The organism is Luteococcus sp., assembly GCF_043424415.1.
Classification (GTDB): domain Bacteria; phylum Actinomycetota; class Actinomycetes; order Propionibacteriales; family Propionibacteriaceae; genus Luteococcus.
The window spans coordinates 1-12,143 of the sequence record NZ_JBHWOO010000076.1; the positions used below are offsets into that span (position 1 = coordinate 1).

17 protein-coding genes are annotated in these 12,143 nt (G+C 66.5%); 8 read left to right on the forward strand and 9 right to left on the reverse strand.

The window, feature by feature from the left end:
* The coding region (locus ACHFFZ_RS04505) for a hypothetical protein (protein ID WP_394275468.1) at positions 1-290 on the forward strand (290 nt) is incomplete at its 5' end.
* Here ACHFFZ_RS04505 and ACHFFZ_RS04510 read toward each other — a convergent pair.
* Both ACHFFZ_RS04510 and ACHFFZ_RS04515 read right to left on the reverse strand, forming a co-directional pair.
* Positions 280-942 (reverse strand): CGNR zinc finger domain-containing protein, encoded by a 663-nt coding sequence (locus ACHFFZ_RS04510; protein WP_394275469.1) that lies wholly within the window; start codon positions 940-942, stop codon positions 280-282. The genes ACHFFZ_RS04505 and ACHFFZ_RS04510 overlap by 11 nt on opposite strands.
* A gap of 253 nt (positions 943-1,195) precedes the next feature.
* The gene (locus ACHFFZ_RS04515) at positions 1,196-1,726 is read right to left on the reverse strand and encodes a DUF488 family protein (protein WP_394275470.1); all 531 of its coding nucleotides are present in this window, start codon (positions 1,724-1,726) and stop codon (positions 1,196-1,198) included.
* Between the two features lie 59 nt (positions 1,727-1,785).
* Between ACHFFZ_RS04515 and ACHFFZ_RS04520 the strand changes: the two genes are divergently transcribed.
* Positions 1,786-2,367, forward strand: a complete 582-nt coding sequence (locus ACHFFZ_RS04520; protein WP_394275471.1) for a DNA-3-methyladenine glycosylase — start codon at positions 1,786-1,788, stop codon at positions 2,365-2,367.
* Positions 2,368-2,376: 9 nt separating this feature from the next.
* Here the strand turns inward: ACHFFZ_RS04520 and ACHFFZ_RS04525 are convergent, their stop codons facing one another.
* Both ACHFFZ_RS04525 and ACHFFZ_RS04530 read right to left on the reverse strand, forming a co-directional pair.
* Positions 2,377-2,748, reverse strand: coding sequence for a hypothetical protein (locus ACHFFZ_RS04525; RefSeq protein ID WP_394275472.1), 372 nt, complete (start codon positions 2,746-2,748; stop codon positions 2,377-2,379).
* Positions 2,749-2,777: 29 nt separating this feature from the next.
* A complete protein-coding gene (locus ACHFFZ_RS04530) occupies positions 2,778-3,050 on the reverse strand; it encodes a DUF3253 domain-containing protein (protein ID WP_394275473.1) in 273 nt (90 codons plus the stop codon).
* Between the two features lie 54 nt (positions 3,051-3,104).
* Here ACHFFZ_RS04530 and ACHFFZ_RS04535 point away from each other — a divergent pair, with 54 nt between their 5' ends.
* The 4 genes from ACHFFZ_RS04535 to ACHFFZ_RS04550 all read left to right on the forward strand — a co-directional run bounded on the left by ACHFFZ_RS04535 (position 3,105) and on the right by ACHFFZ_RS04550 (position 5,941).
* Complete coding sequence (locus ACHFFZ_RS04535; protein ID WP_394275474.1) at positions 3,105-3,524, forward strand: pyrimidine dimer DNA glycosylase/endonuclease V; 420 nt, start codon at positions 3,105-3,107, stop codon at positions 3,522-3,524.
* A 142-nt stretch (positions 3,525-3,666) separates the two neighbouring features.
* Complete coding sequence (locus ACHFFZ_RS04540; RefSeq protein ID WP_394275475.1) at positions 3,667-4,257, forward strand: DUF2231 domain-containing protein; 591 nt, start codon at positions 3,667-3,669, stop codon at positions 4,255-4,257.
* 203 nt (positions 4,258-4,460) lie between these two features.
* Complete coding sequence (locus ACHFFZ_RS04545; protein WP_394275476.1) at positions 4,461-4,874, forward strand: hypothetical protein; 414 nt, start codon at positions 4,461-4,463, stop codon at positions 4,872-4,874.
* Positions 4,875-4,918: 44 nt separating this feature from the next.
* A complete protein-coding gene (locus ACHFFZ_RS04550) occupies positions 4,919-5,941 on the forward strand; it encodes an NADP-dependent oxidoreductase (protein ID WP_394275477.1) in 1,023 nt (340 codons plus the stop codon).
* A 6-nt stretch (positions 5,942-5,947) separates the two neighbouring features.
* Here ACHFFZ_RS04550 and ACHFFZ_RS04555 read toward each other — a convergent pair whose 3' ends face one another.
* From ACHFFZ_RS04555 to ACHFFZ_RS04570, 4 genes are all read right to left on the reverse strand, one after another.
* A complete protein-coding gene (locus ACHFFZ_RS04555) occupies positions 5,948-6,535 on the reverse strand; it encodes a hypothetical protein (RefSeq protein ID WP_394275478.1) in 588 nt (195 codons plus the stop codon).
* Between the two features lie 315 nt (positions 6,536-6,850).
* Positions 6,851-7,366, reverse strand: a complete 516-nt coding sequence (locus ACHFFZ_RS04560; RefSeq protein WP_394275479.1) for a nitrilase-related carbon-nitrogen hydrolase — start codon at positions 7,364-7,366, stop codon at positions 6,851-6,853.
* A gap of 986 nt (positions 7,367-8,352) precedes the next feature.
* A complete protein-coding gene (locus ACHFFZ_RS04565) occupies positions 8,353-8,697 on the reverse strand; it encodes a type II toxin-antitoxin system HicB family antitoxin (protein WP_394275480.1) in 345 nt (114 codons plus the stop codon).
* Positions 8,694-8,912 (reverse strand): toxin HicA, encoded by a 219-nt coding sequence (locus ACHFFZ_RS04570; protein WP_394275484.1) that lies wholly within the window; start codon positions 8,910-8,912, stop codon positions 8,694-8,696. The genes ACHFFZ_RS04565 and ACHFFZ_RS04570 overlap by 4 nt, the downstream gene beginning before the upstream one ends.
* 664 nt (positions 8,913-9,576) lie before the next feature.
* On the opposite strand from ACHFFZ_RS04570, the gene ACHFFZ_RS04575 reads away from it, so the two are divergent.
* Both ACHFFZ_RS04575 and ACHFFZ_RS04580 read left to right on the forward strand, forming a co-directional pair.
* A complete protein-coding gene (locus ACHFFZ_RS04575) occupies positions 9,577-10,200 on the forward strand; it encodes a hypothetical protein (RefSeq protein ID WP_394275481.1) in 624 nt (207 codons plus the stop codon).
* A gap of 189 nt (positions 10,201-10,389) precedes the next feature.
* Positions 10,390-11,451: an alpha/beta hydrolase fold domain-containing protein gene (locus tag ACHFFZ_RS04580; protein ID WP_394275482.1), complete on the forward strand. Its 1,062-nt coding sequence runs from the start codon at positions 10,390-10,392 to the stop codon at positions 11,449-11,451.
* A gap of 53 nt (positions 11,452-11,504) precedes the next feature.
* Here the strand turns inward: ACHFFZ_RS04580 and ACHFFZ_RS04585 are convergent.
* Positions 11,505-12,143 (reverse strand): hypothetical protein (locus ACHFFZ_RS04585; RefSeq protein ID WP_394275483.1); only part of this gene is annotated, 639 nt, incomplete at its 5' end.

Here is a 12,143-nt window from a genome sequence, read left to right on the forward strand (position 1 = left end):
GGCCGATCGGCGTCGCCGAACTACGAGTCCACCTGCGCCCCAAGTCGCGCATGGACCGTCTCTGGGGCGCCCTCAGCGCCGAAGCCCTCGTCGACGGGGAAACACTCCTGGTCGGGAGCTCGCACATGCGACGACTCGACGACGGAATCCACATCCTCTCCCACGGACGAGACGACATCGACGAATGTGCCGAGCGCGTCGTGGAAGCAGCACGAGGCTCCCGCATGAAGATCCTGGGATGGCAGGAATGCCTTCCCAGCAAGGCCCCCACGAACCGAATCAGCCGCTGACCCGCCCACTGCGCTTCTGGCGCTGGTAGTAGGCGCGCGAACGGTTGCGATCACCACACTCGCTGGAAACGCACCAGCGACGATTCCGTCGCGGTGAATGGTCCAGATAGACCCGGCCGCACCGCGCATCCTCGCACTGGTCCAGATGGTCGAGGTCATCACGCTGCAGGAAGCCCACCATCTGTCGCACCACCCGATGCCTCGGGGTCGCCAGGGTCAGGTCGCTGTCCACCCACTCCCAGGCATCCCCGGACGGACGCAACTCGCACCCCGCCACCGCCTCCCGATACAGATCCGCGATCCGTTGCGTGGCCGCGGGTTTGCGCTCGAAGAGCATGGCGTAGAAGTCATCCCGTGCGGCGGCGGTGCGCACCAGCTCGACCTGGGCTTCGACGGGGTCGACATCACAGGTATGGCGAAGCGCAGAAACTTCATTAGCCGTGATGGTGTGGAAGGTCTGGGACCAGTCCAGCAGCGCCACGAAGTCGACCAGTCCGTCCTTGCGGCGACCTGGGTCGAAGCGCATTTCAACCGTGTTGATCAGATCCAGGGCGAGGTGCCCTCCGATGTCTGTCCAGTCCATTGTTACCCCCAGGGTGAGTCCATCATCACCAGCGATGATCTGACAAATCATCACAGGCAAAACGCCCAAATACTCCGAGAAGGAGCATGAGGGGCTTGTTGGCTACACGACCGGTGTGCAGCGAGCATGCGTGGAAGGGATGAATTTTTCATGACAAAAAGCAGGATCACCCATGGTGTCAGGAATAGGTTCAGGTGCCCGCTGAGCTCCACGGGACTGGCGGGCGCCACGTCCTGCTGCTCACTGACGATCCCTGCCCGGATCTCAAACTGGCAGCTTCAGTCAGTGACTGAGGAAGAAGGGCCCGGCCGGGGATTGGGTTTCAGGGGGAGTCCTGCTCAGGCGGGTAGGTGATCTGCGTCCTCTCCACGACCGCGAAGCGGGTCAGCTTGTGGGGCGTCGCCTTGCCGAGCCCCATGATGTCGAGCACCTCGAAGCCGCGCACGAGCATCGCATCGCCCACCATGGAGCGGTGGCAGCGCCACGGCACGGCCTCAGCGCACATGATGGCCACGCAGTGCGCTCGTGCCAGCTCGGCGAGCTCCTCGACGGCCCTGGCGAACTCCGCCGTCTGCATGTAGTCGGCGTAGCCGCGGAATGACGCATTGCGCCAACCCATGTTGGGGGAGTCCCTCTGGGTCTTGCGCAGGCCGCCGAGCCCTTTCATGCGGCAGTAGTCGATGCCCAGGCCCGGTAGCTCGTCGGCCAGTACCCGCTCGGAGTACTGCGGGTTGTGGCGAGACCCGGGCACGGTGCGGATGTCGACCAGGTGCGTCACCTGGAAGGACTCCAGGAGGTCGACGAGCTCCTCGAGCGGTCGGGTGGAATGGCCGATGGTATGGATCATGGACATGGCCCGACCCTAGGCTGGGGCGTCCGAACAAGCCATGGTCACGAGAACGGGGGTCACGGATGAGCGACTGGAGCTGGCTCGAGGTCTCGGCCGAGGAGGCGGCGCTGCGCCTGCTGGGCTGTGAGCTGGTCCGTGAGTTGGACGGGCATCAGCTGCGGGCCCGGATCGTCGAGACCGAGGCCTATGACCAGGATGATCCCGCCAGCCACACGCACCATGGCCGCTCGGCGCGCAACGACGCCATGTTCATGGCGGCCGGGCACGCCTACGTCTACCTCATCCACGGTATTCACCACTGCATGAATGTCGTGTGCGGATTCGAGGGGCATGGCAGTGGCGTTCTGATCCGCGCCGTCGAGCCCATCACCGGCCTCGACGTGATGCAGCAGCGGCGTGGTCGTGGCGGCTTCGAGCTCACCAATGGCCCGGGGAAGTTGTGCAAGGCGATGGACATCACCTTGCCCATGCGCGGACATGACCTCGACGAACCGCCATTGACCCTTGTCAGACGCGATCCCGTGAAAAGGGAAGATGTCGTCATGTCGACACGTATCGGCATCAGCAAGAATGTCGACGCGGTGCGTCGGTTCTACCTGCGCGGCAATCCGTGGGTCTCCAAGCCCTGGGTGCGCGAGACCTGAGGGCCCATGTCACTCCTGGCCGGAAACCATCCTGGCGCGTCGGATGAGGTCGGCCTGCAGGGGAAGTCGGGCCAGGGAGATCACGCGCACGGGAAGGGATGCCTCGCGCGAGTCCTTGGCCATCTTGAGGTTGCCGGGGAAGACGCCGACGAACAGTGCCTGCGCCGCAAGGCCGCCAAGGCGACGGGTCGACGGCACTGCCAGCAGGGTGCCGGTTGCGATCTCGGCGACGCCCGAGGCCAGGGTCCAGAAGCGGGGGCTGCCCGGCAGCTTGGACGGGATCAATCCGTCGAAGGGTTCCGGCTTGACGAAGTGCAGTAGCCCCATGCACAGGCACAGGCCGCTGAGGAGGTGGGCATTGCGGGTAGCGTCATCACTCATGCCGCGAGCTTAGCCAGCGGGGGACGGGCCTAGCCAGCAGGAAATCGGGGCCCCCGCCCCAAGCGGATCGGTCCGCCCGGATCCTGGGCCTCCACGACGATCCCCTTGCGCGTGGAGACGACGCGCCCGTCCCGTCCCAGGAGCGAGGCCGCCTCGCGTACCCGCGGCATCAGCTCGCGCCATTGCTCGCCGTGCTGCCGCGCCACCTCGGACGGGCAGATGGTGGCATCGGGGCGGCGCCGCTGCAGGAGCTCGAGGATCTCCTGCGCCAGCTGGGCATTCGAGGGTCGGGACAGTGGCATGCGGCCTCCTGTGGTCGTGGCCTCCAGTCTGCCTGCACGCTAGCTTTGTGTGCCATGCGACTATGGAGCCTGGACCCCGCCCTGCTCGACCGGGCCGCACTGGTGGCGGGATGGCGTGAGGGCCTGCTTGCCCAGAAGGTGCTGGCCGGTCAGACCAAGGGCTATCGCAACCATCCCCAGCTGGACCGTTTCAAGATCACCAGTGATCCCTGCCTGGCCATTGGTGCGTGGCTGCAGGGGCTCGCACAGGAGGCGGATGCCCGCGGCTACCACTTCGACCATTCCAAGATCAATTGCGCTGGTCCTGCCATCAGGATTGACGTCACCCGTGGTCAGCTCAACTTCGAGATGGAGCACCTGCGCGCCAAGGTGGCTGCGCGCCAACCCGACTGGCTCCCGCGGCTCGGTGCGGTCGAAGCCCATCCGATCTTCACCGTCGTCGACGGCGGGATCGAGGACTGGGAGCGTCCTTGAGGGCCTGACGGGCGCTTCCAAGATCAACCGTGGTCGTCGGATCAAGCCACCCGTCAGGGCGATGACGGGCCGCGGACGGATGGCTATCGTGGAAGGCAGAGGCAAACCCGACGGGGAGCAGCCCCACAGCGGAGGAGAGACCATGTTCGAGCGAGCAGACAGCCCCCTGAGCCCCCTGATGGTCCGACTGGAGCAGTCACCGGTCTTGGACCGTGCCGTCGACGCCGCCCAGCCCCTGATGGAGGCCATCTCCGGCAACCCGACCATCAAGCACACCCTGCAGGGCCGCTGGGCCGGTCACGCCCTGCACCCGATCGCCGTGCAGGTGCCGCTGGGCACCTGGATGAGCGCCCTGCTGGTCGACCTCAGCGGCACTGACCCCGAAGGAGCTTCCGCGCAGGTACTGACGGCCGTCGGCATCGCGAGCGCGGTGCCGGCCGCGATCACCGGCTGGGCCGAACTGGCCGATGCCGACCGTCCCCGCCAGCGTGTGGGCGTGGTGCACGCCGGCGCCAATGTCATCGGGCTGGGCCTGCAGGGCTTGGCGATGGTGCAGCGCAGCCGAGGCAGCAAGGTGCTTGCCCTGGCCACCTCGGGCGCCTCGATGGGCATCCTCGCCGCCGCCGGCTACCTGGGAGGGCACCTCGCAGTGTCCCGAGGAGTGGGCAGCAAGGACCAGCTCTTCGAGGACGAGGCAGCCGAGGCCACGGTCCAGGCGCGACGCCAGGCCTGACGTCCCCAGGCCATCCATGGTCAGTCTCGACACCAGCCGCGAGCCGGTGCACTTCCGGTTCGCATCCACACCCCGGGCCTGGCGACTGGGCGGCGCGGCGCTGCTGGTCGTGCCGCTCGGTGTGGTGGCCGCCTCGACGCACCACACCGTCCACTGGTGGGGATGGCTGTCGGCGCTGGTCGGCCTCGACGGTGGAGCGCTTGGTGGCCATGGTGCCGACGGGCAACACCGTGCTCGACCTGGGCACCGAGTACATGCCTCTGCCGGTGGCGGACCTGTGGTTGGGCACCGGCTACCCGACCGCGCAGGTCATCGCTCCGTGGATCATCCGACACGGTGGCGGCCGGGGCAGTGCCCGCGACCAGGACGTCGTCAAAGGCTCCTGGATCGTGAACATCGGCCGGGGCCTTCGTCGTCCCGCCGTGTGGAAGAGGCTGGCACTGGTGCTGCCCGTCCTGGCCCTGGCCGCGATGTGGCTCGGCGCCCTCTTCGGTCACGACAGCCCGCGCTTCGGGTCTGGCTGGGGCTTTGCGTTGGGCGGGCTCCTGGTCGGCGTGGAGAATGCCGGGAAGGAGCCCACCGTGACGACCGACTGGACCGCCCTCGACGTGGGCTGAGCCTGGTCGGGAACAAAATCCCTTCCCAGAGCGCTCTTGTAGGTATGACCACCACGCACGAGATTCCCAGCACCACCCGCGAGATCCACTTGGCCCGTCGCCCACACGGCGCCCCCGTGCCCGAGGACTTCCGCCTGGTCGAGGTGCCTGTCCCGGAACTCGCCGAGGGACAGGTCCTCGTCGCCAACACCGTGATGTCGGTCGACCCCTACATGCGCGGCCGGATGAACGACGTGAAGTCCTACATTCCGCCCTTCCAGATCGACCAGCCCCTGGACGGCGGCGCCGTCGGCACCGTGATCAACTCGCGCCACGCCGACGTGCCCGTTGGCGCCAGCGTCGTCCATGCCCTCGGCTGGCGCGACCACGCCGTCGTCGACGGCTCCCAGGCGCGCGTCGTGGACACCGAGAACATCGACGAGGGCGCCTACCTTGGCGTGCTCGGCATGCCCGGCCTCACCGCCTACGCGGGCCTGCTCGTCGCAGGCGAGATGAAGCAGGGCGACGCCGTCTTCGTCTCCGGCGCCGCCGGTGCCGTCGGCTCCCTGGTGGGGCAGATTGCGAAGCTCTCCGGCGCCTCCCGCGTCATCGGCTCGGCCGGCACCCCCGAGAAGGTGGCCCGGCTGCGTGAGCTCGGCTTCGACGCCGCCTTCAACTACCGCGACGGATCGGTCACCGAGCAGCTCGCCGAAGCAGCCCCCGAGGGCATTGACGTCTACTTCGACAATGTCGGTGGTGACCACCTGGAGGCGGCCATCGCCAGCCTGAACACCGACGGCCGCGTCGCCATGTGCGGGGCGATCGCCCAGTACAACGCGACCGAACCGCCCGCCGCCCCCCGCAACCTGGCCCTGGCGATCGGCAAGCGGCTGACGCTGCGCGGCTTCGTGATCGCCAAGTACGCCGACCAGGTGCGTCCCGAGTTCCAGAAGACGATGGGTCAGTGGGTGGCCGAGGGCCGGATCAGCTGGGACGAGACCGTCCGCGAGGGTCTCGACAACGCCCCGCAGGCCTTCATCGACATGCTGGACGGCGCCAACACCGGCAAGATGCTCGTCCGCCTCTGATCCGACTCATTCTGCGTGGTACTGGAAGACCTCCGAGTTCGCGACGATGCGCCCCTCATTGGTGGTGCAGGTGACCGATCCGGTCGCCACCACCGTGCAGGTGGCGTCGTCGACGGTCAGTGACTGTCCGGCCAGCAACTCCTTGGCAGGCTTCTCCGCGATGAAGACCCCCTGGGTGGTGCAGCCGTCCTCGCTCGGCTCGCTGCCGTCGATCGCGACGTAGGGGGCACGGCTGTCGGGGTCGGTGCACTTGGGGCGGTTCTTCACCAGGGCCGTGGACTGGCAGCCGGTCGCCGACTGGGTGATGCCGCAGCGCAGGGTGCCGCTGGTGAAGTAGTGGCCCTTTCCGGCGCCGCCCGTCGCGGCATAGGCGGACAGGTCCATCTGCGAGGCCGAGGGCTTGGGCGTGGTTGAGGCGGTGGACTTGCTGGAGGAGGCGATGGTCGTCGTCTGACTGGTGGTGGAGGAACTCGACTGCTCGGTGGTCGAGGAGAGGGGCGGGGTCGGGTCGGCGACATCGGACTTCTCCTGGCCACAACCGGTGAGCACGGCTGCCACGGCGAGCAGGGTGACGACAGTGCGGTTCGTCTTCATGGGGTCCTCCTGGGTTCGGGGCGCCGGGTGAAGCGCCTTCATCTCTGGCTACGCGCCGGAGGGCGGAAAGGTTGCACCAGGAGGCGACTGTTTTCAGACGTGGACGACGAGCTGGCCCGGCTGTCCCATGGGAAGCGCGGCGGCGAGCATGCCGTCGGTGAACCAGGCGGCTCCACCGTGGGCCGCGCCCGCCCACTCGGGGGGACGTGGGCGTCTGGTCGGCGAGGCTGTTGACCCAGGCCATCCGGCGGCAGACGGACCCGGCCTGCGCCGCGTAGTCGGAGATCTCCCCTGACCATCGCTCGGGCGTGAAGTTCACGAAGACAGGCCACAGCAACAGGTCAGCGTCGAGCTGGGCGAAGCGCTCGGGCATGACCCACAGGTCGCCGCACAGGGCGATCGCGACTCGTTGCCCGCACAGCTCGAAACAGACGGGCTCGGTGCCGTCGACGTAGATGGACGTGTCCACCTCGCTTCCGCGCCAGCCGGGCGACATCCTCCGGTAGAGGCCAGGGTGGCGCCCTCGCGGTCCACGACGATGGCGCCGGAGTGCAGCACGTCGCCTGCCCGCTCGATGAACCCGAAGCCGATCGCGGTCCGGTGGCGTCGGGCCATTTCCCTGACCTGTGCGATCTCGGGGCCCGACTCCTCCCAACCCACCGCAAGGTCATGGCGTGGATCATCGGTGATGGCCTCGAAACCCTGGCCGAAGGCCTCCGCCACGACCGCCAGGTCGACGGGCGGGGCCTCGCCCAGCGCCCGGTCGAGGCCGGCGAGGTTCTCGTCCTCGCGGCCCGCATTGCTCGGCAGCGGCAGGAGCAGCAATCGCATGGCATCAGGCGATGCGGAGGCCTGGCTCGGGGCGCCTGGGGTCGTCAGTCGGTCGTCCTCCGCATGGAGGAAGATGGGGCGCTGCTCACAGTGCACGTCGAGAAGTCACTGGGCACGTGCTGCATCGCGGGCCCAGTCAGCTTCCAGCGTGCGCAGTGCGGGCCGAACTTCGCCAGCCAGGTGTCGAGAAGCACCGAGGGGCGATGGCCGATCCGCTCCGTATTCGAGACAGCCCCGTCCGCTGCTACCTGTTCACAGTGGAGGCCTTCGGCTGGAGGCTCACCCCACGTCCCGGGCAACCTTGCCGGCTACTCGACCAGCGACATGAGATCGAGTGTGTCTCAGCCTGTCGAAGGCTCCGCCCCTGGCAGGTAGCCTCCGTGATGCGTCACGAAATGCTGGAAGTCTCGCTGCAGCACCGCGCCCAACCGTTCAGCGAATGGACGTAGCGCGGCCGCCAGTGCCTCGACCGTCGAAGGGGCGGGCAGCTGGGCACGTCAGAACCTTCCGTCCAGACCAAGAGGACTCGACCACCGCCGGCCTGCTCGTCCTCCCGGACAGTGATGTCGTGGCAAGCCCCACCAGAGTTCTTCCACACGGGAGAACCGGCGAACGGACGTTCCGGTGTTGCCGCGCTACAGTGCCACATCGCATGGCGCGGGGCGGCATTGGGCTCGCCCATTCCGACCTCATGCATGGGCCCTTCAAGGACGGCCACCACCGCATCCGCCCATTGGTCGTCGGTCAACCCGTCGCTCACCATTCCACACCTCCCTGTTGGACTCCGGGATGCCAGCCAGCCCAGACACCCCGATGATCCGGAGATCACCCACATCTCAAGCAGAAGAGGATGCTCACGCACTTCACGGGCCTGGCCACAGGCGGGTTGGAAAGCTGAGGGAACCTACGGATTGTTGCCCGCGGGAATCGCATCAGGGCAAGCTTGCCGCCCGCTCGAGCGCGGCAGAAGTGCGCCTTCGGGTGGATCAGGACGCCGCGGCGAGCTTGCGGGTGACGTACTGGTTCAGACTGAGGTGCTGTTCGGCCGCCTCGATCGCCAGGCGACGGTGCAGGTCCTCGCCCAACCGGAGCTGGAACTTGCCCGAGTAGTGCCGCGTCGACAACGGCTCAGGCACGTCCTCGCCCCTTTCGCGAAGGTCGGCGACCACCTCGTCCACCAGTTCCCGCAAGCCGGTCAGGGCCGATTCCGGAGTCTCGGCCAGCCACGACAGGGAGGGGAACTCGACACAGGTGGCGACGAACTCGTCGTCCTCGACCGACCAGGTGACGCGGAAGGTGTAGCGCGCGGTGTCGATCATCGTGGTGCTCATCGGTTCGCCTCCAACTTCTCGATGGCCTGCAGTACCTGCTTGACCTGGTAGGCCTTGGCCTTGCCGTGATCATTCTGGATGTTGACCCGAGGATCCCCGGGCCAGGGTGTCTTGTAGACGGCGTGGGAGCCGCCGCTGGTGCGGGGTGGTCCGAAGTGGTGTTCGCAGACCTTGGCCAGTTCGGCGTAGCCGATGTTGCGGGGATTGGCTCGCATCTCGACGAGGATCTTCGCAACACTGGGCATGGCGTCATGGTACCGCCAATGGTACCAATCTGTATGGCTCGCCAACGTCTGCCTGTCGGCGGAAGAGGATGCTCACGCACCCCTGAGGCCACGGGATGAGCTCCCAAGCTGCTCCCTCTGCAAGGATCCGACTGCCCCGTGAAGAGTTCGCTGCCGCTGGTCTGACGACGTTGTGACAGTGACTTGGCAGCACTGTCACCACCCGGGCAGTACCGGAGTGCGAGTCGATCAGCACGTCCTTGTTCCTGGCTCTGCCCAACCTGGTCCGTGGTCATGCTCCGCGGCGCATGGCTCTCAGGCACTCCACATTCAGAGTATTGAGGCCCGTGTTCAGTCTTCGCTGCATCTCGACAGATGTCGAGATGCAGTGCACTTTGAACGCGGCCACGCTCAGCACTTTGAACAGATCGGGTCTTCATCGGGTGCCGTTCAAAGTAGAAAGCTGAGAGATTCTTATCTTCAGGACGGGTGGCGACGGGCGCAGGTGGCGCTCCAGCTGAGGCGCATGACATCACTCTCACGCCGATTACAGGACGGTCGGCCTTGCTCGCTGTCAAACTTGGCCATGCGCAACACGTACTGGCAACGGGGTGCTCTCCAAAACCACCGCAACCGACGACTCATGGAGGTCGACATGACTGGCACAGTGCTGCTCGAGGAGTTCCACGACGACGGGGCGAAGGCGGGCGTCCTCATCCGCAAGTTCGTGGGCCAGGACCTCGACTCCATCATGACCGTCCGCTGTGGCGACCACTTGCTCCGACTGGTGCAGCACACGGAGTTCGCTGGCCCGACCGGCCCTGAGTGGCGGTCCTTCACCTACATCGGCCACAACGAGACGACGAGCGCGTCTTGCTCAGCCGACGGCATCGTCACCGTTTCGGGGAAGGCGATGCCAGCGCTTGAGCGGGCCGTGCCCAGCTACGCCGCCGTCCGCATTCTCCTTGACTTCCTGGCCGGGAAACAGAGGGAGACCACCTACCGCGAGTTCCTCGAGGGCGACCTCACGGTCTACGACGCCCGCCTCATCCGCCTGGGCAAGGAGAGCGTCGAGACCCCCACAGGCACGGTCGAAGCGACCCGCATCGAGCTGCACCGAGGCAGCACGCTTGCGAACACCTTCTGGGAACAGGACGGCCACCTCGTCGCATCCGACTGGAACGGCGCCATGTCCTACCCCGTCGACGACCGCAACACGCTCGTCAAGGGGCTACACCCCGACGTCGTCACGACCATTGACGACTTCTTGGCTGGCTGACGCCCCGGCTCGCACGAGGAGCGTGGCGAATTCCAAACGGATGGAACACCCGCCACGCTGAACGTCCGCCTCTGCCGCGGGGATCGCGACAGTCTTGACACCGATCACCCGCAGAATGCCCAGAGGTGACGTTCGAGGAGTCAGCAAATAGGGGTGCGGCCGGGGAGCGTTCCCAGCGATGATGGGCGGGTGATTCTCTTTGATGGCTCCCGCGACAAGTCTTACCATTCAGGCGTCGTTGAGGAGGGATCACGGTCCATCGATGCCTTGCCCGGCCAAAGGCATGTCCACGTTCACCTCAACGTGCCCTACGCCACGAGGTCGGGGGTCGATCTCCACGTCCACGTCATCCAGTCCTGCCTCGACCTGACCTACGCCACCTGGGATGAGATGGTGGCCGAGCGCCTGCCCTGCATCGTCTTCGTCCAAGGCTCGGGGTGGGGCCCGCAGGACATGGGATCCACGATGGACTTCTGGGTCCGTTTCGCCCACCGCGGCTACGTCATCGCACTCGTCGAGCACCGGCCCAGCTCGGTGGCCCCGTTCCCGGCGCAGATCGAGGATGCTCGAACCGCCACTCGATGGCTGATCGAGCATCACGAGCGGTTCTGCATCGACCCGACACGGGTAGCCTTGGCCGGCGACTCTTCCGGCGGCCACGTTGCGCTCATGGCCCATGCAACTGAGGGACTGGGCCTGTTCGACGAGACTCCCGAGCAACCATGGCCGATCGCGGCCTACCTTGCCTTCTACGGCCCCAGCGACCTGTCCATCGGAAACCAGGAACCCACGACCTGCGACCATGAGGGCTCGGGCAGCGCCGAGGGGCGGCTGTTCGGAGGAGTGGACCTCGCCACGATCCCCGACCTGGTCCAGCAGGCCAACCCCACCCGGTGGATCGTGGCGGACCGCGCACTGGCACCGCTGCTCATGATGCACGGGACGAAGGACCGGATCGTGCCCCTGGAACACAGCCTGCGGCCCCCTGGAACACAGCCTGCGGCACTTCCGTGCCCTGCGCGCGGCAGCACAGCCAGTCGAACTCATCCAAGTGCGCAATGGAGACCACGGCGCGCTGGCCGCGTCATGGACCGACGAGCAGGCCGACATCATCGACCAGTTCCTCGTCACGGCCTTCTATGCGGCTGTTGCTCCGTGAACGGTGGCCTCCAAACGGCACACAGATACCGCATTGTCATGCCACTGTCCTTGGTGTCGGGAATGCGCGCACATGCCGCTGATCTCGCGTGAAGCCCTTGGCGCAGATTCGAATGAGTTCGACCTCGACGCCTCGCTCGATGCTGTCAGGAGAGCTGTGCCGCAACGCTGCCATCGACCTGCCACACTTCAAGTGGGCCCTGACCGGGATAGTCGCGGCTTCCCAAGGAATGGCCCCGGAGGGTGTACGTGACCTCGCCCAGCTGGATCGTGGTCTCAGGAAGTGTGATCGCGACATGGTCGCGAACCTGGATGCGGCCTCCAGCCTCGGTGAATAAGCCGGGAGGCCCGGTCATCTCCGAGCAATGATGTTCGACCGGACGGCCAGCCACGAGCTCGCCAGCGGTGATGACTTGCTCCCAGTCGGTGGTGCGGTCGTCCGGGTCTGGGATGTGCAGGTCCACGGGGGTCAGCTGTTGCAATACTGCAAGGGCCTCCGTGACCTGAAGTGCCTTGTCCAGCTCCTGCTGGGTATCGGGATTGGGGGGATCAAGGACCTCTGCGTCATCGGCGTTGTAGGGGACTCGCACGGGGGCCAACAAGAGCCGGTTGGGCGCATGAGCGCCAGCCATTAGACGCACTACCGGCAGGACGTCGTCGACGACGTGGCGACCTTCGCCGAGGCTCACCGAAATGTGGGTGGTGTACGAGTTCTGGCCATCCAGTGCACGCGCAACGACGGTCACCAGGCCTTGGGCGTCGACGAAGACGGACTCCATGCCTAG